The sequence below is a fragment of the Acinetobacter soli genome, assembly GCF_000760595.1.
GTDB lineage: Bacteria > Pseudomonadota > Gammaproteobacteria > Pseudomonadales > Moraxellaceae > Acinetobacter > Acinetobacter soli.
In genome coordinates this window covers 196,173-220,908 of record NZ_BBNM01000006.1, presented here as the reverse complement: position 1 = coordinate 220,908, position 24,736 = coordinate 196,173, and the positions used below count along the sequence as shown (strand labels likewise).

Genomic DNA, 24,736 nt, shown 5'->3' with positions numbered 1-24,736 from the left:
GAAAATAAGTGCCTGACATATATGAGTAGATAAGGTGTGTGATCATTTTTTATTGCCCATGAGATAAACTAGCTTAAGTTCGTGTGTTAATCTGAATAACTTTTATTCGTTTTGTATAATTCATCATCTATTTTTTACAAATTAATTGTTTCTCAAACATTTTTTTTTGTAGGATAAAGTTAATTCCTATGCTATAACTTCAATATCGGCACATTTTTTGCTTAATGTAACTCGTTATTGGGATGTTGCTTTATGAAGTTATCAGTTGGATTGAAAGTTGCGAATTCTTTATCGCTTACCCCTCAATTACAACAGGCAATACGTCTACTGCAATTATCAAGCTTGGAACTCGAACAAGAAATCCAAATCCAGCTCGACAGTAATCCTTTATTGGAGAAAATAGAAGAAGAGAGTACTGCAGAAAGTCTTTCTCATGCTGAAAATCAAGAAAGTACCGATCTGACACAAAATCTTAATGCAGATCATTTACCTGACGATTTACCAGTAGATACCGATTGGGATGATATCTATACCCATCAGTCAACTGCACTAGCGTCACCTGAATACGAAGAGCGTGAGGATAATCGACAAGCCGAACATACTTTAAAAGAACATATTTTAGAGCAAGTTAATTTACTCCACTTTTCAACGATTGATCGCTTGATTGCCTATTGCATTGTAGATTGTTTGGATGAAAAGGGATTTCTCGATGCTGAAATTGATGAAGTGATTGAAGCGGCACAACATCTGCTGTCTGAAGCAGGTATGAGTGAAGAAATCGAAGCGGATGAAGTCGTTGTGGTGCTCAAACATATTCAACGTCTCGATCCGGTGGGTGTCGGTGCTAAAAATCTTGCTGAATGTCTTAAAATTCAGTTGGATGTCTTGGATCCAAATACTCCATTACGTAATGAAGGATTATGTTTATTAAAATATTACGAACTTTTGGTCAGTAACGATTTAAACAAGCTTTTGAAATACACTGGCTTGTCTATGGTGCAAGTTAAAGCCGTGATTGAGTTTTTAAAAACCTTAAAACCTTATCCAGGTTTGAGTTTTGAATCGCAAGAGTCTGACTATCAGATTCCGGATGTTGTGGTGTGTAAAAAAGATCAATCATGGCAAGTACAGTTAAATCCAGACATCATGCCTAAATTACGCATCAATTCATTTTATTCGAATATGATCCGTAGGGCAGATCAAAGCGACGATAATATTTATCTTCGTAATCAGATGCTCGAAGCTAAAAATTTTATTAAAAGCATTGATGAGCGTCATAAGACGCTGTTAAAAGTGGCGATGTGTATTGTGCAGCATCAGCGTAGCTTTTTTGAAATTGGCCCAGAGGGCATGAAACCTTTGGTTTTACGTGATGTAGCCGAAGAAGTTGAATTACATGAATCAACAGTTTCACGAGTGACGACCAATAAATATATGCTGACACCACGTGGTTTGTTTGAATTGAAATATTTCTTTTCAAGTCATGTTGGTACCACATCTGGAGGCGAATGTTCATCAACTGCGATTCGTGCCAGAATAAAAAAAATGGTCGCTGCTGAAAATCCACGTAAGCCTTTGTCAGATAATGCGATTGCCAATTTACTCAAAGATGAGGGGATTGATGTGGCGCGTAGAACGGTGGCGAAATATCGTGAATCGTTACATATTGCATCATCGTCTGAGAGAAAAGTCTTGATCTGATCTAAAAAATCTGACTATCCTACTGGTTCATTGTTGCAAAACAATGAATCTTTTTTATTTAAGGAATGGTTGAAATGACTTATTGACGTGCTTCAAACTTTTATTGTCTTAAGTTCATTTTGCGAACATGAATATCCTGATAGAAGGTGAGGGATAAAATTATGCAGATAACAATTCGTGGACATCATTTAACTATCACACCTGCCATTGAAAACGATATTAAATCTAAATTTGGTCAAATGACAAAACATTTAGATCAAGTGAATAGCATGCAGGTGAAACTTTCAAAAGATCATCAAATCGATAAACGAACTCACAAAGGCAGTTCGAATCATATCGCTGAAGCGATAGTACGCTTACCTGGTATAGAGCTTTTTGCACAGGCCTCTGCTGACGATATGTATACCTCGATAAAAAAACTCTCAGAAAAATTAAAACGGCAATTGCAAAAGCATCGTAAAATACAATGCTCTTATCAGCAAGTTGTTGTTCCTGTTTGATTTTTTTAAATAGTAAGAGGCTGGTCTCCAGCCTCTTTTTTTATGAACAAAATGTAGTTTACTACTGAATTATCTTCATGATTTATAGTAGAATGACGGGTTTTTACACCCAAGGTTGTATAAGAGGTCTCGCAATGAATAATGAACAGCTTACACAAATTTTACAAGATGCATTTCCCGCGGCGGAAGTAGTAGTAAGTGGACAAGCTGGAAAATTTGACCTCCGTATCGTGGATGATCAATTTGAAGGAAAACGTACGGTTGCACGTCAGCAAGCGGTTTATGCGCCTTTGAACTCTTATATTGCCAGTGGTGAAGTTCACGCAGTCACAATTCGTGCGATGACCAAAGACGAATGGCGCAAAGCAAGTCTATTCGGAGCTTAATTCTACATGGATAAATTTCTTATTACGGGTGGAGTAATGCTCGAAGGCGAAGTGCGTATTTCGGGTGCAAAAAATGCAGCATTACCTTTGTTGGCTGCCATGATTTTGGCCGAAACGCCAATTACCTTGCGTAATGTTCCAAATCTTAAAGATGTAAATACATTAGTAAAATTGATTGCTGGTCTTGGTATTACCATGGACTATGAAGGCGATACGGTTAAAGCGGATACCTCGACACTCAATAATCAATTTGCACCGTATGAGTTGGTTAAAACTATGCGTGCTTCTATTTTGGTTCTTGGCCCATTGTTGGCACGCTATGGCAAGGCGCAGGTATCGCTGCCAGGCGGCTGTGCAATTGGTTCGCGTCCGGTCGATCAGCATCTTAAAGCGCTTGAAGCATTAGGTGCGCAAATTGAAGTTGAAAATGGATACGTACATGCCACTGTGGATGGTCGTTTAAAGGGTGCCGATATCACCTTTGATATGGTCACGGTTGGTGGTACGGAAAATCTCTTGATGGCAGCAGTTTTGGCTGAAGGTGTCACCACGATTCGAAATGCTGCGCAAGAGCCAGAGATTACCGATTTGGCCCAAATGCTCATTAAGATGGGTGCAAAGATTGAAGGCTTAGACACCAGTACGCTGGTTGTGACGGGTGTTGAACATCTGCAAGGGTGTGAATATTCAGTCGTTGCCGATCGTATTGAAACGGGCTCTTACTTGGCCGCTGCTGCAATTACAGGTGGACGTGTCAAAACCACACATACCGACCCAGCCTTACTTGAATCTGTGCTAGAAAAGTTTGAAGAAATGGGTGCTGAAGTCACTCGTGGTGATGACTGGATCGAGTTGGATATGCTTGGGAAGCGTCCGAAAGCGGTCAGTTTTAGAACACTGCCACATCCTGAATTCCCAACAGATATGCAAGCGCAGCTGATGGCGGTCAATGTGATTGGTCGTGGATTTGCGACTATTTCTGAAACCATCTTTGAAAATCGCTTTATGCATGTCCCTGAATTGTCACGTATGGGTGCCAATATTCAGGTTGAAGGCAATGATGCGATTGTCACTGGCGTTGAAACACTTCAAGCGGCACCTGTGATGGCAACTGATTTACGTGCATCATTTTCATTGGTTTTGGCTGCATTAGTTGCGCAGGGTGAAACGCTGATTGATCGTATTTATCATATCGATCGCGGTTATGAAAATATTGAAGAGAAATTGCAAGGTTTAGGCGCGCAGATTAAGCGAGTAAGTTAATGAATGATATGAGAAACGATGATCCAAACTTTAACGTAATGGGAAATTTTGATCATGGTTTAACATTAGCGCTCAGTAAGGGCCGAATTTTAAAGGAAACATTGCCGTTGCTTGAAGCGGCTGGCATCAATTTACTTGAAGACCCAGACAAGTCGCGTAAGTTGATTTTTCCAACCACACATCAAAAAGTGCGTATTCTCATTTTACGTGCATCTGACGTACCGACTTATGTAGAAAACGGTGCTGCCGACTTTGGTGTGGCGGGTAAAGATGTGTTGATGGAGCATGGTGCTCAGCATGTGTATGAGTTGTTGGATCTTAAAATTGCCAATTGCCGTTTGATGACTGCTGGTAAAGTTGGGATTACACCACCTAAAGGCCGCCTTAAAATTGCGACTAAATATGTGAACTTAACACGTCAATACTATGCCAGCCTTGGTGAACAGGTCGATGTGATTAAGCTGTATGGTTCAATGGAATTGGCACCTTTGGTGGGATTGGGTGACTATATTGTCGATGTAGTTGATACAGGCAACACACTACGTGCAAACGGTTTGGAACCACTTGAAGAAATCATGCAGGTTTCTTCACGTTTAATTGTGAATAAAGCCAGCTTTAAGCGCAAGCAAGCGTTGCTTAATCCAATTCTGGCGCAAGTCGAGCAGGCGGTTGCAGCACGTCAGGTCAAGTAAAAGTTTATCGTTTCAAACAACCGTCACCGATGTGGCGGTTTTTTTATCGAACACAAGAGCTATCGATCACCTAAAACCATGAGATGATTGGTCTTTAACATAAATTGTTTTGACAAGATCAATCAGAAAATCAAATCTTGCTGAGCCAGAATTTCAATCAAACATTACTCCAATTCTGGGTTTTTGAGTTTCCACAAAAGCACTGAAAAAGAGTACACTAGAAGCCTATTTTCACTAAAAACCGTGTAGGTAAATTGATGCGACGTTTATCGACTCAAGATCAAAACTTCAAACAAGTCTTTGCAGACTTGTTGGCGTTTGAAACTGTAAATGATCCTGAACTTTTAAAAACTGTAGACCAAATTATTGCTGATGTACGTCAGCATGGTGACGCACATGTTCTTAAGCTCACTCAACAGTTCGATCGACATCCAGCGCATCAATTTTCAGATTTGGAACTGACCCAAGAGCAACTTAAAGCAGCTTTTGAAGCACTGACCACCGATGTACGTGAAGCCCTTGAACTCGCCGCAGAGCGTATTCGTGATTTTCACGAAGCGCAAAAGCAAGATGGCTGGAGCTATGTTGATGCGTTGGGTAATACCCTGGGTCAGAAGGTAACGCCTTTAGATCGCGTGGGAATTTACGTTCCAGGTGGTTTGGCATCTTATCCATCTTCTGTCTTAATGAATGCGATACCTGCTCATGTCGCGGGCGTACCTGAAATTGTCATGGTCGTACCTGCACCGCAAGGTGAGCTAAACCCGCTGGTATTGGCAGCTGCTTATCTGGCAGGAGTAAATCGAGTATTTACGATCGGTGGCGCTCAGGCAGTGGCAGCATTGGCTTATGGTACTCAGACTGTACCTTGTGTAGATAAAATTACGGGTCCGGGAAATCGTTTCGTTGCAGCGGCCAAGCGTGCAGTGTTTGGTCAGGTCGGTATCGACATGATTGCAGGCCCATCTGAAATTTTGGTCTATGCCGATGGGCAGAACAATGCCAAATGGCTGGCGATGGATTTGTTATCACAAGCCGAACATGACACTGTGGCGCAGGCAATTTTAATTACCCCAGATGCTCAGCTACTTGATGATGTGGCACAAGCCATTGAAGAACATTTGGCAGCTTTACCAAAAGCCGATATTGCACGTACTTCAATTGCTAATCGTGGTGCTTTGGTGTTGGTAAAAGATCGTCTTGAAGCGATCGAATTGATCAATCAAGTTGCGCCTGAACATTTACAACTATGTGTAGATGATGCCGAGCAGATGAGTCAGGATATTCGCCACGCGGGTGCCATTTTCATGGGGCGCTTTACGCCTGAAGCCATTGGTGACTACTGTGCAGGTCCGAATCACGTATTACCTACTTCGGGAACAGCACGTTTTTCATCGCCACTTGGCGTTTACGATTTCCAAAAACGTTCGAGCCTCATCATGTGTTCAGAAGCGGGTGTAAAATCCCTCGCAAAGACAGCAGATATTCTGGCTCAACAGGAAAATCTGGATGCACATGCACGCTCAGCTCGCTACCGTTATCAGTAAGATTTAAGGTTGACCAAACTATCGATCGTTTTTAGGGGCTATGGCTTGGCCCCAACAAGAGAATAGCGCAATGAATATTAGCAACGAACAAATGCGATTTTGGAGCCCGGAAGTCCGTGAGCTTGAGCCGTATGTGCCTGGCGAGCAACCTAAACTTCAGAATCTCCTTAAACTAAATACCAATGAAAACCCGTATCCGCCTTCGCCTAACGTCGTGGCGGCAATCGAAGCGGTTTTACACAATCAGGCAGATGCCTTACGTTTGTATCCAGATCCAGATGCGCTACAGTTGAAGCAGGCCATCGCCGATCAGCAGCACCTAGATGTGAGTCAGGTGTTTGTCGGAAATGGCTCAGACGAAGTATTGGCTCATATTTTTAAAGCATTCTTTATTCAAAACGATGCAATTTTATATCCGGATATTACCTATAGTTTTTATCCGGTATACAGTCAGTTTTTTGGTGTCAAAACCAAGCAAATCCCTCTCAACGCGCATTTTGAAATTGATGTCGAGGACTATCAGCAACCAAACGGCGGGATTATTATTACCAATCCGAATGCGCCGACCAGTATTGCATTGTCACTCGATAAAATTGAGCAGGTGCTGAAAAATAATCCAGATCGTGTGGTGGTGATTGATGAGGCTTATGTTGATTTTGGAGCAGAATCGGCGGTTAGCCTGATTCAACGTTACGATAATTTGGTGGTGTGTCAAACCACTTCAAAATCACGTTCACTGGCAGGGTTACGTGTCGGTTTTGCGTTGGCACAGGCACATCTGATTGCGGCACTGGAAGCAGTAAAAAATAGCTTTAACTCGTATCCGATTGATCGCTTTGCACTTGCTGCAGCAGTCGCATCGTTTCAAGATCAATCATATTTCGAAGCGCAATGCGAGAAAGTCATTCAAAGCCGTGAGGTTTTAGTGACGCAACTTGAGACACTCGGTTTTAAAGTTTTGCCATCAAAAGCCAACTTTATCTTTGTGACTCATCCAGCACATGATGCTGCAACACTGGCAACACAACTGCGAGAACAAGGCATTATTGTTCGTTATTTTAACAAGCCACGTATCAATCAGTTTTTACGTATTACGATTGGTACCGATGCGCAAAATCAGCGTTTGATCGACAGCTTAAGCCGTTTATTTCATTCTGCATAATCGTTTGTGTGGGACTGCCATGTATTGATCAGATTCAGCATGGCAGATACCTTATCTAAGCATTCTTGATACTCAGCTTCTGCATCTGATGCAATAGTGATACCGCCGCCTGCCCAGACAGAGAGCGTATCCTGATATTTTTGTATTGTGCGAATCAGGATATTCCAGCTGCCTGTACCATCCAAATTAAAATAACCAAGCGATCCGCAATATGCGCCGCGCGGTGCCTGCTCTAATTCTTCAATAATTTGCATGGCACGAATTTTGGGTGCACCTGTAATGGAGCCTCCTGGCAAAGCAGAACGAAGAACATCAAATGGGTTGGCATCTTTTTTTAATTGAGCCGTAATTTCACTCACCATGTGATGCACTTGATTAAAACTTTCAATTTCAAATAATTTAGTGGTTTTAACTGAACCAGTTTCGGCGTGAACGCTAAAATCATTACGGAGTAAATCTACAATCATGACATTTTCGGCCTGATCTTTGACTGAAGACTTTAGTTGCTGTTTCGATTTTTCATCTTGCTCAAGGTCTTTATAGCGTGGCATGGTGCCCTTGATTGGACGCGTCTTCAAAGACCGATTTGCTTCAAACTCAATAAAAAGTTCGGGTGAACAACTGAGCAGTTCAAAATCATCTAGCTTTAAATATCCTGCATACGGTGCGTTGGTGAGCGTCCACAATTGATCTGCTTTTGACAGAAGCTCACCCTCACAACAGGTTTGAAACTCTTGGGTTAAATTAATCTGGTAACAATCGCCGGCCTTGATGTAATCTTGAATTTTATGAAAGGCGTGTAAATATTCGCTTTTTGACCAGCGTGGACGAAAAGAATGATGTAGGCGAAGTGGCTGAATGGAAGAAGCAAGTGTTTGACTGAGCTGATCAATCAGCCAGTTATAGTGTTGTTCAGGCTGTTCTGCATCGCTATAAAAATACCAGCCATCTGCATGCTGGCATAAATAGGTTCGATACAATCCAATATACAAGGCAGGTTGTACTGCATGTTTTACACATACATCCTGAGAAGCTGCAATATCGTAACCGATAAACCCAATATAACCGCCTTGAAAGCCTAAATCAGATGAAGCTGAAGCAGTGGGATCAAACTGAATAAAATCGTTTAAATTTTTATAATCGTGATTTAAGTGATAGTTTGTGAACGCATCATGTTGATAAAAACGATATTCATCATGCTGGTAAATTGCATAAGCTTCAGGATGAAATGCAATGATAGGCGAATCGTGATTATTCAAAAAAACTAAACCAGTCGATGCATGAAGTTGTGTCAAAATATGCTGAATGGATGGCACTGGTAAAGGAAGTTTTTGAATATAGCGCACGGAAAAATCGCCCAAAAATGAACAGATAAGCAGAAACGCAATTTTACTACACAATTTAAATGCACATAAGCTGGCTTGCCACTTATCGGCAAAATGATAAAAATTACGCAACATTAGTTGCGCAAAATGTGAACTAGCGCTACTTTAAAGAGGCAAAATTCAGCTACTCAGGGATATGGAACATTCTTCTTGTAAGAATGAGAGTAGTCAGAAATAAAAATAAATGCTCTTGGGAGAGTTTGGAATGAAAATGTTGACGAAATTGGCGTTAGTCTCTTCAATGCTATTAAGTGCAAATGCCATGGCTATGCAGGCAATGGATGATGCATCTATGAGTGCGACCACTGGTCAGGATGGCTTAAATATTGGGATCAAGCTCGATAATGCCGGAATCAGTATTGATAAGCTATATTTACATGATAACGACGGTTTAAAAACTGACACTGGTATTACGGGTGCAACCGGAAAAGCGGGTGCGATTGCCATCAATGGCGTCACCGTTAAGCAAACTTCGAGTGATAATCTTCTAGATTTAAAAATTGATACCGATGGAAGTGCAAACGGGGCATTTTTGAATATTGCAGCCACAGTGGGTGCTGTCGATGTGGGGATTGGTTCAATTGGTGTCGCGAGTTCGAATGCATCTGTAAATACGACCACAGGCTTACGTGGTGTAACAGGTACACCAACCGAAATCTTAACCGGTTTAACGCTCTCTTTGGGTAAAGTGAGTGCCAATATTCAGTTGGGCGCGACGCCACAAGGCGCGATGATTGTACTGAACTCGACCCTACAAGGTGGTTTGACGATTTCCAAGTTGGGTTTAAAAGATGCACAAGGTGGTGGTCAGATTTATTTGGATAACATCTATGTACGTGGTGCCAATAACACTACAGGTGATTTAAATCTGAATGCCAGTATTGGCGTCACTACAAACGGGATTCAAATTAAAAACACCAGCGCTCAAAATATTAATACCTATGTGCAAGGTGTACATTTAGGTACTCAAACTGCCAGTTCCATTGGTGATCTTGAAATTGCAGGGCTGAATATGGGGAATTCGACTATTACCATTAGTGGTCACTAATACGTCATTAATTGCTGCAAAAAAAACGCGTGATCGACACGCGTTTTTTTGTATGCGTTATTACAAAAAAATACGTATTTCGTCAAAAAAACCAAAAAAAAGCTGCAATTTCTTCAAAAAAAAGGTATCTTCAAAAGACAGGGAATGTAGAGTATTTGCTCTAAAAATACAATGAAAATCAGGCATTGCTGCCCCAAAAGTAGAACCAAAAGATTATGTTAGAGATTACCTTAGGGTCGGCATTGATCTATTACTTTGCAACCCAAGCCTTCGATATTAAAGATAAAGCTCCGGGGACAGTTCAATATACGGAAACACTTGATTCCAGAGAGCCATCCTTTACACGTATGCACCGTGAAGCAGTCGTGATCAAGCCCGCTGTGGAAGATCAGTTTCGCGGTATTGTGCGTCAGGCTTATGACTATAGTTGTGGATCGGCTGCACTGACCACATTATTGAATGGCTATGTTGGAACCCAACTGACCGAACAACAAACCATGAATGGGCTGCTCCGTTTTGGCGAATATCAGCGGATTATCGAGCGCAGAAGTTTTTCACTTCTCGATATGAAACGTTTTGTGACCGCTTTAGGTTTGGAAAGTGGCGGTTATCGAGGTGAGTTTTCAGATCTGGTCAATCAGGGACAGCCAGCAATCGTACCGATTTCCTATGCTGGTTTTAAACATTTTGTGGTGTACAAAGGTTATAAAGACGGCCGAGTCTATGTGGCAGATCCAGCACTAGGCAATATCAGTTTCGATGAAGTGCGCTTTAAAGAAGTCTGGGAAAATAACACTTTGTTTTTGATTCAAGTGCCCGAAGCCCAGCGTAAAACGCTATTGGCACTTCAAGACAGTGATTTACGACATGTCGAGGATGCCACAGTCAACCGTTATGCATTGATTGACATGCAGTATCCGACTTTTTATATGGAACGCATCGCAGACAAAGCATCTACGGTTAGAAGGGGTGTAGACAACAACAAGGATTCGATGACCTATGGAGAAAAGGTAAATACATTTATGCGGTTGTATTATAAGCGTAAATAGTTGGGTAAGAAAAAAAATAACGTGGTGGATAGAATGAAGAAGAGAACGCAAGGGATGAACAAAACGTTTTTGGCACTGAGTGTCAATGTGCTCATGATTGGGGGTGTCTATGCGGCAGATGATGTAGCCGCTGCCTCATCACAAGAAAAGTCTGCCGAGCAAGCGACAGCGACACAGTCTTCTGAAGCGCCAGCTCAGGGGAGCGTGTTTACCGAGTCGAATAGCACGGCTGCCGCTGAGGCAACAGCAAGTACGCCAGCACCTGCTGTTTCGTCAAATTCGGCGGCTGAGGCACTTCAAAAACAAGAAGGTGATGCCACACAGGAAAGTAATCTTCAAGAAGTTTTCACCTCCAACGAGCGCCAATATTCTCTGATCAAACGTGGTGAAATCTCAAGTTACTACGATATTGATTATACCTACTATCGCGATACACGCTTAGATTTGGCTATTGAAGACGGTACTGTTAATCAGCTTCGAGTTGAAGAAGATGCCAACCATACTTTAACCAATACTTTTACCCTGCAATATGGCCTGCGGGATAACTTAACCTTAACCACATCGATCCCGTTTGTGGCCAAAGCGGATAATTTAAAAGATACCACCACTGCCGGTTTAGGTGATATTGCATTTGGAGCGCGTTGGGAACCTTTCCCACTCCAGACAGGGCGTTTACCTCTTATTTTATTTGGTAATATTTCGACCAAAACGGGCGATAGTCCATACGAAATTAATCCTGTCACGGATTTATCCACCGGTAAGGGCTATTATTCGGCAGGTATTGGTGCAAGTACGCGTAAATATATCGATCCGGTTGTGCTGTTTGCTTCGGTTTCTGCCAACTACGGATTTAAGGAATCAGATCTTAATCAGCGCCGTGGTACACGTACGATCACTGAGTTTGATCCAGGCATTAGTGGTGGCTTCTCGCTAGGCTTTGCATATTCATTCAACTACGACGTGTCATTGACGATGTCGTATCAGCAAAGTTTCAATTTTAATTCTGAATTTACCTATAGTTCTGGTGAAACGTTCAAGCCTGCCGATCAAACATCCTCTATTTTTGCGATTGCTCTTGGTGTACGTGTCTCTCCTAAAACCATTATTAACGGAACCTTGGGCATTGGTCTGACTGAAGATGCACCGGATGTCTCGCTTGGAATCTCGTTCCCACTGGATATTGCTGGATTTGCCAAAAAAATTAGCTAAGGGGAGTAGTCGCTATGCGATATCTCAGATTACGCCCGTTAGCATCAGCAATTATTCTGACGGGTTGCTCCAATGTCACTTTTGCACAGCTTGGACAAAACCTTTCTGTGGATGTGCGTTCTCTTGCGCTGGGTAATGCGGTAACTGCCGATCCGCCAGGCATCAGCGCGATTCACTTTAACCCGGCAGCATTAACCCGTATTGAAGGCTTGCAAACCGATGTACAGGGCTTAATTGCCAACTTTGATATTCAGCGTGAGTTTTCTGCACCGGCTGGATATAACGTTTTTGGTTATTCCGACGACCCATTGGTGTGTAACGATGGGCCAGAAGTCGCATCGAACTTGTGTACCGACTTTAAAGGTTCGGTTCGCGGCGATGTTGAATATGCCAGTATTTACGTACCTATTTTGAAAAAAATGGTCGATTTGGGTGAAGGTGTTCCGCTTGCTGCACCTACTGCAGGGATCGCGTATAAGCCGCCCGGTTCTAAAATTACCTATGCCACAGCAGTCTATGCACCTTTGGTCGCAGGATTTGGTGCTGAAAATGGTAACCCAGGAAATTTTATGGGGCAGCAGGTTGCGCTAGAGCGTATTACCTACTTATCGCCTTCATTTGCATTTAAAGTCAATGATGAACTGTCCTTGGGGGCGTCGGTTGGAATGTCTTATCAAGCCATTTCATTGAAAACCGATTTACGCTTTCCAAACGAATTAATAGGGGTATTGCGTTTAGTTGATGAAGTGGTCTGTGCACCATTTAAAGACAATCAAGACTTTATCACCGATTTGCTTTTACTCGGGATTTGTAATGCTCAAGAGGGTATGAATCCGTTTAACCGCTTTGGACAGTTAAAGGTCACGGTCGAACAGGCGTTAAGCCCAAGCTACAACCTTGGCCTGCTTTGGGAACCGCGTGAAGATTTTAGCTTTGGTATGGTGTACCAAAGCTCGAGTAAAATGCGCCTCAAGGGTAAATACTTTATCGACAATGAACGTGCACCGCGCGAGTTGATTCGCGGTTTAAATTCCTCTGCGACGGGGAGTGTCTTTGCACGTGTGCTTGGTTTTCCTTCCAGTATTCCGGCCACAGAGTCTGGTTTGGTGGCCATGGATTTTGAATATCCAGCCCACTTTCAGGCAGGGATTACCTATAAAATTATTCCCGATTTACAAATCAATTTCGATGTGGGGTGGACAGACTATAGCGCTTGGGACAAATTCCGATTTGAATTTGATCGGCAGGTTTCGGCGTTGCAAATTGCCAAGCTACTTTCAAGCGATATCTCCAATACCAGTCTGGCGCTGCCACTTAATTTTACCTCACCATGGAGCTGGGGAATTGGGGTTGAGTATTCTGCAACTGATCGCTTGAAACTGAGAGCGGGTTATGAGCCACGTTCTTCTGCCATTCCAGACGACAAACGTAATACCCTGATTCCGATCAATAATGCACAGTTATTCGGTCTGGGCATTGGTTATCGTTTTGATGCAGATACCGATGTCGATTTGTCTGTGGGCTTTTTACGCAGTAGAGACAATATTCCGGCAGGCAGCAGCTCCTTAGCCAACCAAACTGGCGTGAGTAATATTTTGCTCAATCCCTATGCAGGTTTAGATGTCAAAACCAATACAAAAGTAACCATTTTGGGGATTAACTACAGGACACGGTGGTAATGAAAAAAAACAGCATCAGACGTACTCGGCTGTGGTTTTGTATGTGTGCTGGATCACTTTTAGTTACTGGCATGAATCTTTATGCAGCTGAATTTTTTACCATTATTGGGCCTGATGGACGTCCTTTGGTGATTCAAAAGCAGACGCCTCAGCGTTCAACAGGTCATTCTGCCGCTCCCAGCTCAAAAGCTTCCTCAAATCCAGTACAAAAGTCCTATCCAACTGCGCCAACTGATGTGTCTACATTGACTCCCGCAGTATCAAGTACCCAAACCCAAACATCCACTGGATTTATCAGTTCAAAAAAAGCGGCGAGTCAACAGGCTATACCGCTGGCTGAATCGACTTCAAAGCCTGTAATTAAAGCCACTCATACTGCTACCGTACCATCGCAATCTCCTCCAAGTGACCAAATGGCTACAAAGAGTGCTGACCAATCGATGCCGAATGTATCGCAACCCACCGTGAAACGTTCAGATCAGATGGCAGTAACAGCTACAAAAAACACAGCGCCATTGCCTGCGGTGAAGACTGATACATCATCAAGCAAGCAGTCACCCTATATTTCCAGTATTGGCGGTGAAGAATACGTCAACAGTGAATATTTAGAAAATCGTGAATTTAACTTGGATGGAAAAAAACGTTTTTACATGATGCCACAAGGGGAGATTGACTCAAAAACGGGTGTTGTGCGTATGCAGCCAGTCGAGCGTGAAAAAGGGGTGAGCCGTTCTTTTTTGAATCAGGTGCTTAAACCGAAGGCAAGTGAAACTCCGACTGAGACACTCGCATTGTCTTCGACCTACTTTATTATGCCTAAGCAAGACGTAACTGAAAGTTTGGATACGACATGTTTTGAAGGTAAAAAAATGAAGAAGGTCAAAGTATTCGACACGCAAAAAGAAGTTTCGGTCTGGCCAAGAAAACCGCTTGAAAATACCTTTGATTATGATGTGGTGCGCTTGTCTGAGCCATTAAAGCAAATGAAACTGACCTCATATGCATCGACTCAAACCAATCCCCAATTTTATTGGCCTTTTGTGGTGTTTCTTGATCAGAAAGGCTGTGTACTCGAAGGGGTGAGCGGCTATAAAAATCAAGAGTATCCTGCAACTGCACTTAAATATGCAGCATTAGAAGGCATCATTCGTTTACCCGAAAACGCGCATTATATTTTGATGACACCGTTGGCTTCCGCTCTGGACGTAGAAGACAAGTTATTGACCAATCAAGGACAAATCAAGTTAACGGCAATCCGTTAACCCAAAAGATGGGTACAACAATGAAAAAGAAAATTTTAATTTCGACCGCGCTGACTGCGCTTGTATCTGCACTGGTAGGTTGTGGTGGTGAAAGTGGCAATATTAATGAAGACACCAATAATGGCGTTACCACAAGCACCAGTTGTAAAACCACCGATGCTAACTGCCAAAGTTTCTATATGGTTTATCCAATTGCAGGTCTGAATTTCGATTGTAGCAGTGATAAGGTGAATCATTTCGTGACGGCGCAAAGTGGTAACGCATTTACAGGCGCATGTAAGCTTGGCGATACCGTTAATTTTTCGATCAAGGGTCAAACAGCAGACAAGCAGATTAATCTGGGCAGTCTAGACTTAAAAACCATTTCGCCTATCAATATTGGTCAGCAACCGCTTTCACTACTTGATATGGCAACCGCAATGGTGGGTAAGGCACCTGCGACATTTGATTTATCGGATGATACCGTTAAGGTGGCCACTGCACTGGTACGTATTTTTCAGGCTTTAGGCGTGCAGCAAAACAGTAATATTGCCGGAGATATTCAGCCTGTAGCCATGACTGAAGATTTCAAAAATGGACTCTCTAAAATTACTCGTTCCTTGAGCGTGAGCGATTTTAAAGACGGCAGCTATGCAGCGGCACTGGTGGGATGGGTCGATGTCTCGACGGTGTCTGAGGCACAGGCATTGAATGTGGTCAAAAAAATGGCCAATATACAAAATGCAGGGATTTACAACGCAGAAATCTTTACCCCAAGCAGCTTGGTCGATCTGGCGATTTTAAAGTACACCAGTGGTTTCCGCGGCAGTTCATCTACAACCAATAAACAAATTATTGCCAATATGTACCTGATGACTGACCGACAAGGCTTAACCTCGGGCTATGGATTACAATGGCAGGGCGTACCTAAGAATACGGGTGATCTGGGTTATCTCACCTTAATTAGTCAGTTTGCACCAACCAAAATGACGGCACAAACACAAAGCACGTGGCTCAATCCACTGACCAAATCGCTGTCGTCAGCGCAACCGTTTCGTTTTAGCTTGAGTGCGAACAGCAGCGACGACTTAAAAATTTTCCAAGGCAAATTACTTGATAACTATTTGGTGGTGGCAACAGACGATTTGTATAAGCGTGCCATGAATACCACGACGGTAGACAGCTCGGTTTTTGGACGGTGGACCAAAACTGCCGATAATGAAACTTTTAACGGAACGATTGATCTGGCCAAGATTAGTCCGATTACTTATCTCGACAGACGTGTATTTAAGTCGAGTAATAACATCAGCTCTGGACGTTATCTATTTCCACTCAATGCCACACTGATCTTTAAGTTTACAGATACCAGTGTTGCAGATGTCAAACTCGGAATCGTGATCGATGAAAATGGCGATATCCGTACCGATATTGGGGCCAATGCCACCACAAATGATATGTCTGGAAATTGTGGAATTTTGACCAATGGCATGCAAGATAACTTCGGTGTGACGCAATATCGGATTGGAACAACAGGTGCAGCCAATTTCTCGGCAAGTGACAAGTCGATCACCATTCGTATGATTTTAAATGAAGCACGATTTGGTCTTTTAGAAGGCGTGCTGCTTGGTTTAAATCAAGGACTTGCAGTCAGTGGAGAAACATCATCAGCCCAGCTTAGCTCTGGCGGTGTAAAAATCAATCTGAATAACTTATTAGACGAAAGCGCGAATTCTCGTGCGCTGTCGATTACTGATTTTAACAACAACTCGGCAAACTGGGCCAATATTTATGCGGCTTATCAACGGGTTTACAACAATATTTCCAATGTTCAACCCGCACCGACAACTGCACAGATTGAACTGGCCAAGCGCACATCTGGTACGCTGAGCATTGAGCTACCAAACTGTTATAGTGTAAAAAATAAATAATCAACAACATGAAAAAGGCCAGTATGACTGGCCTTTTTTTATTTTATCCTGTGTGATCCAGACGGGTGCCGATGGTCTCTAAATGTACCGGAAAGTGCTGCTGTTTACGGTCTTCAAAGTAATGTCGAAGCGTACGCTCAACACTTGGAAACGCCAGTTCGCCCCATGGGATTTCGTGTTCTTCAAATAACCGCGATTCGATGCTTTCTTCACCGGCGCCGAATACGCCGTCTTTGAGCAGGGCTTTGAACAACACGTAGATCTGTCCGATACGAGGAATGTTATACATGCAGTATAAATGTTCAATGTCGATCTCGGCCTCGGCTTCTTCACGCGTTTCACGTGCAGCGCCTTCTTCCATGGTCTCAAACAACTCCATGTAGCCTGCGGGTAAAGTCCACAATCCGTAACGTGGTTCGATTGCCCGACGGCACAGCAAAACCTTATTGTCCCAAACTGCCAGTGCCCCGCAGATGAGTTTTGGATTTTCATAGTGAATATGGCCACAATTGCCACAAACACGGCGCAATTTATGATCACCTAGCGGGATCTGTTCTTCTGTTTTATGTCCACAAACGATACAAAAACTCATAACAATCATCGGGGCTAAAGATAGCTCAGCATAACTGAATTTTTATTGTTTCGCATCATTTGTATACGACCCCAAAAAAATTGAGCTATGATGGAAAAATAACAAGAATCGAGAGGCGCAAATGAGTGAACAAGGATTAACCCATCGGTTACAACAACGACTACGTTTTGCGCGACGTACTCAACCTGCAGAAGCTGCCGTATTAATTGCGATTACCGATGAAAAAGATCCGAAGGTGTTATTGACGCGGCGTTCTACCCGCTTAAAAAATCATGGCGGAGAAGTCTCTTTTCCGGGCGGAAAACGTGACCGTGGTGATACCAGTAATATCGTGGTGGCATTACGTGAAGCGCAAGAAGAAACGGCACTTAATCCCTTCGATGTCGAGTTGATGGGAGATCTGCCCATGCAGCGTGCCAAAAATGGCATGCTAGTAAAACCCATTGTCGGGCTGATTCCACCCGATGTGCATTTGATACCGCAGCCTACTGAAATCGATCGTATTTTTTTTGCTTCGCTTGAACAATTACTCAATGCGCCGCCAGAACCCCATCAGGTGAAATATATCAAGCAAACGTTGTACTTTCCGAGTATGCGTGTCGAAGATGAGGTGGTCTGGGGTTTAACGGCACGTATGTTGATTTCACTCTTTCAATATGGCCTTGGTTATCAAAAGGAGTGGCCATTCTTATTAAATTCGCCTCTATTTATTCGGCAAAAACTTGAAAAGAACAATAGAAAGGAGTAACTCAGATGATGTATAGCTTTCAAGGACATCACCCTAGAACCAAACACCATCCGTGGAAGGGGTGGATTGCAGGTAATGCGACCGTGATTGGTCAAGTCGAACTGGGTGATGAAGTCAGTATCTGGTTTGGAGCAGTGATTCGTGCAGACAACTGTTTAATCCGGTTGGGCGATTTTACCAACGTACAAGAAAATGCCGTGTTGCATACCGATGCGGGAATTGAGCTGGTGGTCGGAGACTATGTGACCATCGGACATCAGGCCATGCTACATGGCTGCACCATTGGTGATAACAGCCTGATCGGTATTAACGCCGTGATTCTGAATCATGCCGTTATTGGCAAAAACTGCATTATTGGTGCCAATGCCCTGATTCCTGAGGGTAAAGTCATTCCTGATAATTCAGTAGTGATGGGGTCGCCGGGCAAAGTGGTTAAAACACTCGATGATCAGGGTGCGGCACAGCTTAAAATGAGTGCCATGCATTATGCCGAGCACTATAAAAAATATGTGCAGCTTGAACCGTATTTTTTTGATGAATATGAGTCGATTTGAATCTTGGATTCGTGCAAACCGATTACGTTGAATCACTCGCCTGACAGCGGGGAGTAGAGTATGATGTTCAGCGTTTTTGTTAATTATATAGCGTAAGGTTTGCATGAAAGTGCTTGCATTGGAAACAGCCAATGAACAATGTTCTGTGGCCTTGATCGATCAACATCAAGAGCTTTTTTTTCAACTTGATGATCGAGCCAAGGCTCAGACTCAAACAATTTTACCCATGATTGAAACCGCCTTGCGCGATACGCAGACCGAGCTGCATGAACTCACAGCAATTGCATTTAGTCGAGGCCCAGGATCATTTAGTGGTGTACGGATCAATGCTGCTGTGACACAGGCATTGGCATGGGCCAATGACCTGCCGGTGATTGCAGTGTCTACTTTGCAGGCACTGGCGCAGGCCGCTTATCAAACCCATCAATTACAACAGGTGACTGCTGTTTTAGATGCACGTATGCAAGAAGTTTATTTGGCTAATTATGTACTCGATGATGCCGGCATCATGCAACTCGATGGCGAGGAACGTTTGCTGAACTATGCAGATGCTCAGGCAGCAGCTCAGTTTACCGTTGTTGGTTCAGGCGCGCATTTAATCGCGACCACAGAGACACAGGTGGCAGCAGTCCAGCCGAATGCACATCACATTGCATTACTTGCAAGACACTATGCACTCAATGAGCAATGGGTGCCGGCTGAACAGGCACTTCCTGTTTACTTGCGTGACAATGCGTGGAAAAAGATTGCCGAGCAAGGCAAAGCACAGTGATTGCATTATCTTTGTTTTTATTGTTTATTTTTAAAGGATATACCTGATGGTAAATCCAATGCGATTATATGCTGTGGCCGAAGTAAAAGATCAGGCAGAAGCGGTTCAACAGCTTCTTCAGACACGCGGTGTGGTCACTGAACTGATCGAGATTGAGCAATTAAATGCCCGTTTCTTAAGACAGCATCCCGAATTGGCCTTATGTGTCGATCATGCAGGGTTATGGCTTAGTGCCAATGGAATGAAAATGCAGCCCGACTGGATGGCTGAAATTCCTCGATTAAAACGTGCCAGCCTAAAATCTGAAATGATTGCACGAGCGTGTCAGTTGGGTGAGCAGCCGCATTTAATTGATGCCACTGCGGGCTTAGGACATGATGGTTTGCTCATGGCCAGTCTTGGTGCAGAGGTCACTTTGGTGGAGCGTCATCCTATACTTTTTACCTTGCTCGAATTTGCAAAACAACAAGCCGAACAGGATGCGTATTTAGCGCCTGTCATGGCACGTATGCACTTGATTTTTTCAGATGCTGCCGACTACTTGACGCAGCGAATTGAGCAGCAGGCGATCACTGATGTGGTGTATTTAGATCCGATGTTTCCTCAGCGTGACCAGCATCAGCAAGCAGCCAAGAAGCAGGCTCAGGTAAAAAAACAAATGCAGCTACTGCATCTGTTGTTACCTGAAGATGGGCAGATGGATTTAGGAGATCAACTTTTAGCCCTAGCACGGCAAATGGCAAAGCGTGTGGTGGTGAAACGTCCGAGACATGCTGTATTTTTAAATGATGAGACTCCTGACCATCAATGGCAGGGTGATGCCTGTCGTTTTGATGCTTATTTTCAGCTTTCTCTGTGAGTAAGTGTGATCATTGCTTCAATATTTGCCAAAACTTTGCTATATAGTGAACATGCGTCACCAAGAAAATTGCACTTCGGATTCAACTCATAAAGTGCTTACCAAACTCACGGCCTCCCGAACAATTCTATGATCGACCTCAAACCGTCCATTAACTTTTGGCATGATTTTAAAAGCAACCAAACCGCGGGTTTATGGTTATTTTTGGGGTCGAGACGTTCGCTTCAGGTCATCCATCCCTCAATTTTTCAGCTTTTGGTTTGGGGTGTGTTGGGTGGTGCTGCCAATACGCTCTTTAGCTGGTTGGTGGCAGGCGATGGAGGCGCATTTAACTCTCAAGGATTGGTCAGTTACGCGTTATGGCCATTTCTGGCACTGATTGTCGGGATTTTCCTTTCTCAGCGAACCAACAATGCCCGTCTGATGCTGGTACCTGCAATTTTGTGGCTGGTACTGGATACCAATATTGCGCTTTTACAAAGTTTGATCCAGTATCTGGGCCAGCTCGACTATTTGCCTTATTCATTGTATGACTATTTGCCGAGCATCTTTATGGTGCTGTTTGTATGGCAAAGTCTGGCGGTGGTATGGGTATTTGCCCGTGAATTAAAATGGCCATGGTGGGAGCGCGCACTCATTATGATTGCAACGCTGGTGACTCTGGTGGTGTGGCAGGGATCGGTGCGTAGTCAGCCGATCTGGAAAGTAGAAGATGTTCCTCCTAGCTTTGCCGAAGATGCCTTTTATGCACAGAGTCGCCTACTCAATAAAGCCCTTGAGCAAATTCAGTATGGTGAGTTCGCGCAAAGTCACTGGTACTTTTTAGGGGTGGCAGGTGCCAGTTATCAGGATGTCTTTAAATCTGAAATTATGCGCATTAAAGAGCAATTCGATACGCGTTTTGGCACCATTGGCCGCTCGATGATGCTGGTCAATAATCCAGATACCCGAACCCAGATTCCGTTGGCATCGAAAACCAGTATCGCGATGGCGTTAAACCGGATCGGGCAACAAATGAACCGTGAAAGTGATGTGCTGTTTTTGTACATGACCTCGCACGGCGCGCCAGATCAGTTTGAAATTGAAAATGCACCGCTAGATTTGGGGCAAGTCGATCCTAAATGGCTACGTGAAGCCCTCGACAAGTCCGGTATTCGCTGGCGTGTCATTGTGGTGTCTTCGTGTTTCTCGGGCAGCTTTATCCCCGCATTACAATCACCAGATACACTGATCATTACGGCATCGGCTGCCGACCGACAATCATTTGGTTGTACCAACGAAGCCGATTATACCTATTTTGGTCGGGCACTCTTTGATCAGGCCATGCGTGATCATCATTCAATGAAAGATGCATTCTTGCAAGCCAAGCAAACCGTCGCAAAATGGGAACAGGCACAAGGTTTTGAGCCTTCTGAGCCACAATGGATGATTGGTAAAAATATGGAATTGATGCTGCCTCAACTCGAACAACATTTATTCCCACAACAAACTGTGCCACAGGCCAGCGTAATTTCACATGAGGAAAAGACCCATGGAACTGCTGCAAAAAAACAAGTGTTATGACGGAGAACAACGAATTTATCAATTTGAGTCGACCCATTTAAACGGGACTACTCGATTTGGGATTTTTTTGCCGCCTGCGGCACTTGAAGGCAACCGCTGTCCGGCGCTGTTTTATCTGGCTGGCCTCACCTGTACCGAAGAAACCTTTGCAATCAAAGCACATGCTCAGCGTCTGGCTGCACATCTTGATTTGGTTTTGATTATGCCAGATACCTCACCGCGAGGTGAAGACGTGGCCAAAGGCGATCATTGGGATTTGGGGCAGGGAGCAGGTTTTTATATCAATGCCACTGAGCAGCCTTGGCAAGCCCATTATCAAATGGAAAGTTTCATTGCCGAGGAGTTATATGCCTTGGTGCAACAAGAATTTCCAGTCGATCCAAGTCAGATCGGTATCATGGGCCATTCGATGGGCGGGCATGGGGCATTAACGCTAGCGTTTAAGTATCCTGAAAAATTCAAATCCGTTTCTGCATTTGCACCAATTTGTGCGCCTGTACAATGTCCGTGGGGCCAAAAAGCATTTTCACATTATTTGGGGGCAGATCAAGCCGTATGGCAAGATCACGATGCAAGTGTATTGGTCAAAAGTAAAGGTGCTTTGTTTAAAGATATTCTGATTGATCAGGGCATGGATGATCAGTTTTACGATCAGTTAAATCCAGATATATTTCAACGTGCATGTCAAACAGTGGGGCAGCCTCTCACCTTAAGAAAACATGCAGGTTATGATCACGGTTATTATTTTATTCAGAGCTTTGTTGAAGATCATTTGCAATTTCATGCCGTACAGCTTGAAGGATGAATGTATAAATTCAACCTATTGAAAGTGAAGCAGAAATGCTTCACTTTTTTTGTTTTAAAGTGTATCCCATGTTGCATCAAACTCATGTTGTGCCATTCGGTTCAAGTGCTCAATCACCACACCTTCAAGGCGGCTATGATCGTCAAGATCACTTTCAATACGTGCCACAAGCGCCGTATTTGAAAATGTTAAAATGACAGTTGCTGTCGGCATCAGAATTCGAAATTCTGTTTCTGACTCTGCCACTTCAAATTTGTGTTTCCAATGATTGACTAGGCGTTTCGCAATACGTTTACCGTCTTGTGTATCAAGTGTTGTTTGTGTTTTCACTGTGCTGTCCTCAAGTATAGATCCTGACATTAGCAAATTTTACAGCGGGATAGTACCGGCCAAACGAGAATGCTGCGTTGCAATTTTGCAATCTCTTGCGCTGAAACTGTGTAGGATAAACAGGCAGTCTGTACTTGATTTTGTTATACTGTTGCTCTTGTTCTTCAGTTTGCCAGGTCGTATATGTCCAAGCCGTATTTGATTGCTCCTTCTATCTTGTCTGCCGATTTTGCCCGTTTAGGTGAAGATGTCGAACGTGTTTTGGCGGCGGGTGCAGATGTCGTTCATTTTGATGTGATGGATAATCATTATGTACCGAATCTGACCTTTGGTGCGGGTGTATGTAAGGCGCTTAAAAGTTATGGCATTCAGGCACCAATTGATGTGCATTTGATGGTATCGCCAGTCGATCGAATGATTGGGGATTTTATTGAAGCAGGTGCAGACATTATTACTTTCCATCCAGAAGCATCTGATCATATCGATCGCTCACTGCAACTGATTAAAGCAGGTGGTGCTAAAGCTGGGTTGGTATTTAACCCGGCAACGCCTTTGCATTATCTTGATTATGTAATGGATAAAGTCGATCAAATTTTACTCATGAGTGTCAACCCGGGGTTTGGCGGACAGAAATTCATTCCAATGACACTCGACAAATTACGTCAGGCACGCACATTGATTGATGCCAGCGGTCGTGATATTCGCCTTGAAGTTGATGGTGGTGTTGGCCCAGCCAATATTCGAGAGATTGCTGAAGCAGGTGCGGATATGTTTGTTGCGGGTTCAGCCATTTTTGGAAAACCAGACTACAAAGCGGTTATTGATGAAATGCGATTAGAGCTGGCCAAAGTGGGCACTCAGTCTGTATAAGAGTAAACACTTTAATTTATACATGTCCTGTGGATAAGTTTGTTTATAACTATATGGATAACCGTGTTCATAAGTATATGGATAAACTGGTGATAGAATAATCAATCATAAAACAATTGCTTATTTACGCATCGGTTTTGGTTTAAAAAGCACGCAATATGCGTGCTTTTTTTACGGGTGAACGTTTTGAATAACATTTTATTTTTGGGTTGAAATGTTGTTAAAGTGAGTGCTCAAACTTCTAGCAACACGCACAATCGTAAACTGAGCGATATAAATGAGGATTGAGACTGTGCATGAATTTGGCTATGCTAGATAAGGGTGTGTAATAGTAAAGACATCACCATTTTTTTTGGAGCACTGGGTTTGAACGTGCGTTTTCGTCGATATCGCTGGTTGGTGTGGCTCATGATGATCTTCATGAGCTGGAGCAGCTTTGCCATGGCATCGACAACGCTACAGCACGCATCACTTTCAAATCAAGGCATCTCGCTGCAACATTTAAATCATTCGACGCATGATCATGGTGTCATGTCTGATTGTCATCAAGCAGTGATGAAACATAGCCACGCCACACAGGCAACAGAAAAACCTGTCGGATCAGATTGTGCCAGTATCAATGATCATTCCAGTGTATCCTTTGCAGACTGCCAAAAATGTACACCATTACATTGTCAAATGATCAGTTGTGTCATGTTGGGCGAAATCCCCATAATCGCCTTGCCGACATCGTACACGCTGGTGTCGAGTACAGCCATAGACTATAGCTCAAATACTGAGAGTGGCTATCTCACCGATATTTTACGTCCTCCTAGAGCCTAATCTCGATTTAGATCTTTAACGTTTCACGTTT

Annotated in this window: 24 protein-coding genes; 21 read left to right on the top strand and 3 right to left on the bottom strand. The window is 43.4% G+C overall.

Going from position 1 to position 24,736, the window contains the following annotated elements; all coding sequences use genetic code 11:
- Positions 1-252 precede the first annotated feature (252 nt).
- The 7 genes from Aso01_RS09525 to hisC all read left to right on the top strand — a co-directional run bounded on the left by Aso01_RS09525 (position 253) and on the right by hisC (position 7,251).
- Positions 253-1,701 (top strand): RNA polymerase factor sigma-54, encoded by a 1,449-nt coding sequence (locus Aso01_RS09525; protein WP_004934842.1) that lies wholly within the window; start codon positions 253-255, stop codon positions 1,699-1,701.
- A 161-nt stretch (positions 1,702-1,862) separates the two neighbouring features.
- Positions 1,863-2,201 carry a ribosome hibernation-promoting factor, HPF/YfiA family gene (hpf, locus tag Aso01_RS09520; RefSeq protein ID WP_004934846.1) on the top strand — a complete coding sequence of 113 codons (339 nt, stop codon included), beginning with the start codon at positions 1,863-1,865 and terminating at the stop codon, positions 2,199-2,201.
- Positions 2,202-2,335: 134 nt separating this feature from the next.
- The gene (ibaG, locus tag Aso01_RS09515; protein WP_004934849.1) at positions 2,336-2,587 is read left to right on the top strand and encodes a BolA family iron metabolism protein IbaG; all 252 of its coding nucleotides are present in this window, start codon (positions 2,336-2,338) and stop codon (positions 2,585-2,587) included.
- A 6-nt stretch (positions 2,588-2,593) separates the two neighbouring features.
- Positions 2,594-3,850 (top strand): UDP-N-acetylglucosamine 1-carboxyvinyltransferase, encoded by a 1,257-nt coding sequence (murA, locus tag Aso01_RS09510; RefSeq protein WP_004934852.1) that lies wholly within the window; start codon positions 2,594-2,596, stop codon positions 3,848-3,850.
- Positions 3,850-4,542, top strand: coding sequence for an ATP phosphoribosyltransferase (gene hisG, locus Aso01_RS09505; RefSeq protein ID WP_004934855.1), 693 nt, complete (start codon positions 3,850-3,852; stop codon positions 4,540-4,542). The genes murA and hisG overlap by 1 nt, the downstream gene beginning before the upstream one ends.
- A gap of 257 nt (positions 4,543-4,799) precedes the next feature.
- Positions 4,800-6,089: a histidinol dehydrogenase gene (hisD, locus tag Aso01_RS09500; protein WP_004934857.1), complete on the top strand. Its 1,290-nt coding sequence runs from the start codon at positions 4,800-4,802 to the stop codon at positions 6,087-6,089.
- A 70-nt stretch (positions 6,090-6,159) separates the two neighbouring features.
- The gene (gene hisC / locus Aso01_RS09495) at positions 6,160-7,251 is read left to right on the top strand and encodes a histidinol-phosphate transaminase (protein WP_004934860.1); all 1,092 of its coding nucleotides are present in this window, start codon (positions 6,160-6,162) and stop codon (positions 7,249-7,251) included.
- Here the strand turns inward: hisC and pabB are convergent.
- On the bottom strand, positions 7,239-8,597 hold the full coding sequence (gene pabB, locus Aso01_RS09490; RefSeq protein WP_039910010.1) for an aminodeoxychorismate synthase component I: 1,359 nt from the start codon (positions 8,595-8,597) through the stop codon (positions 7,239-7,241). The two genes, hisC and pabB, sit on opposite strands and share 13 nt — an antisense overlap.
- A gap of 244 nt (positions 8,598-8,841) precedes the next feature.
- On the opposite strand from pabB, the gene filA reads away from it, so the two are divergent.
- The 6 genes from filA to filF all read left to right on the top strand — a co-directional run bounded on the left by filA (position 8,842) and on the right by filF (position 16,790).
- Positions 8,842-9,684, top strand: a complete 843-nt coding sequence (gene filA, locus Aso01_RS09485; RefSeq protein ID WP_004934866.1) for a putative pilus system protein FilA — start codon at positions 8,842-8,844, stop codon at positions 9,682-9,684.
- 215 nt (positions 9,685-9,899) lie between these two features.
- On the top strand, positions 9,900-10,733 hold the full coding sequence (gene filB / locus Aso01_RS09480) for a putative pilus system C39 family peptidase FilB (RefSeq protein ID WP_004934869.1): 834 nt from the start codon (positions 9,900-9,902) through the stop codon (positions 10,731-10,733).
- A gap of 54 nt (positions 10,734-10,787) precedes the next feature.
- Positions 10,788-11,942, top strand: a complete 1,155-nt coding sequence (gene filC / locus Aso01_RS09475; RefSeq protein ID WP_004934872.1) for a putative pilus system protein FilC — start codon at positions 10,788-10,790, stop codon at positions 11,940-11,942.
- Between the two features lie 14 nt (positions 11,943-11,956).
- Positions 11,957-13,621, top strand: coding sequence for a putative pilus system OmpP1/FadL family transporter FilD (filD, locus tag Aso01_RS09470; RefSeq protein WP_004934875.1), 1,665 nt, complete (start codon positions 11,957-11,959; stop codon positions 13,619-13,621).
- Positions 13,621-14,883 (top strand): putative pilus assembly protein FilE, encoded by a 1,263-nt coding sequence (filE, locus tag Aso01_RS09465; RefSeq protein ID WP_004934878.1) that lies wholly within the window; start codon positions 13,621-13,623, stop codon positions 14,881-14,883. Before filD ends, filE begins: the two co-directional genes overlap by 1 nt.
- A 20-nt stretch (positions 14,884-14,903) precedes the next feature.
- Entirely contained in the window at positions 14,904-16,790 is a 1,887-nt protein-coding gene (gene filF, locus Aso01_RS09460; RefSeq protein ID WP_004934881.1) for a putative pilus system protein FilF, read from the top strand.
- A 43-nt stretch (positions 16,791-16,833) separates the two neighbouring features.
- Here the strand turns inward: filF and Aso01_RS09455 are convergent, their stop codons facing one another.
- Entirely contained in the window at positions 16,834-17,382 is a 549-nt protein-coding gene (locus Aso01_RS09455) for an NUDIX hydrolase (RefSeq protein WP_025096147.1), read from the bottom strand.
- 121 nt (positions 17,383-17,503) lie between these two features.
- Between Aso01_RS09455 and Aso01_RS09450 the strand changes: the two genes are divergently transcribed.
- The 6 genes from Aso01_RS09450 to fghA all read left to right on the top strand — a co-directional run bounded on the left by Aso01_RS09450 (position 17,504) and on the right by fghA (position 22,683).
- The gene (locus Aso01_RS09450; RefSeq protein ID WP_004934887.1) at positions 17,504-18,130 is read left to right on the top strand and encodes an NUDIX hydrolase; all 627 of its coding nucleotides are present in this window, start codon (positions 17,504-17,506) and stop codon (positions 18,128-18,130) included.
- A gap of 5 nt (positions 18,131-18,135) precedes the next feature.
- Positions 18,136-18,684: a gamma carbonic anhydrase family protein gene (locus tag Aso01_RS09445; protein ID WP_004934890.1), complete on the top strand. Its 549-nt coding sequence runs from the start codon at positions 18,136-18,138 to the stop codon at positions 18,682-18,684.
- 103 nt (positions 18,685-18,787) lie between these two features.
- The gene (gene tsaB / locus Aso01_RS09440) at positions 18,788-19,456 is read left to right on the top strand and encodes a tRNA (adenosine(37)-N6)-threonylcarbamoyltransferase complex dimerization subunit type 1 TsaB (RefSeq protein WP_004934893.1); all 669 of its coding nucleotides are present in this window, start codon (positions 18,788-18,790) and stop codon (positions 19,454-19,456) included.
- A 46-nt stretch (positions 19,457-19,502) separates the two neighbouring features.
- A complete protein-coding gene (locus Aso01_RS09435) occupies positions 19,503-20,315 on the top strand; it encodes a class I SAM-dependent methyltransferase (RefSeq protein ID WP_004934896.1) in 813 nt (270 codons plus the stop codon).
- 129 nt (positions 20,316-20,444) lie between these two features.
- On the top strand, positions 20,445-21,878 hold the full coding sequence (locus Aso01_RS09430) for a C13 family peptidase (protein ID WP_004934899.1): 1,434 nt from the start codon (positions 20,445-20,447) through the stop codon (positions 21,876-21,878).
- Positions 21,847-22,683, top strand: coding sequence for an S-formylglutathione hydrolase (fghA, locus tag Aso01_RS09425; protein WP_004934902.1), 837 nt, complete (start codon positions 21,847-21,849; stop codon positions 22,681-22,683). Before Aso01_RS09430 ends, fghA begins: the two co-directional genes overlap by 32 nt.
- A 54-nt stretch (positions 22,684-22,737) precedes the next feature.
- On the opposite strand, the gene Aso01_RS09420 is transcribed toward fghA, so the two are convergent.
- On the bottom strand, positions 22,738-23,013 hold the full coding sequence (locus Aso01_RS09420; protein WP_004934905.1) for a DUF2218 domain-containing protein: 276 nt from the start codon (positions 23,011-23,013) through the stop codon (positions 22,738-22,740).
- A gap of 183 nt (positions 23,014-23,196) precedes the next feature.
- Here Aso01_RS09420 and rpe point away from each other — a divergent pair, with 183 nt between their 5' ends.
- Positions 23,197-23,883: a ribulose-phosphate 3-epimerase gene (rpe, locus tag Aso01_RS09415; RefSeq protein WP_004934908.1), complete on the top strand. Its 687-nt coding sequence runs from the start codon at positions 23,197-23,199 to the stop codon at positions 23,881-23,883.
- A gap of 372 nt (positions 23,884-24,255) precedes the next feature.
- Entirely contained in the window at positions 24,256-24,705 is a 450-nt protein-coding gene (locus Aso01_RS09410) for a hypothetical protein (RefSeq protein WP_228127969.1), read from the top strand.
- Positions 24,706-24,736 lie beyond the last annotated feature (31 nt).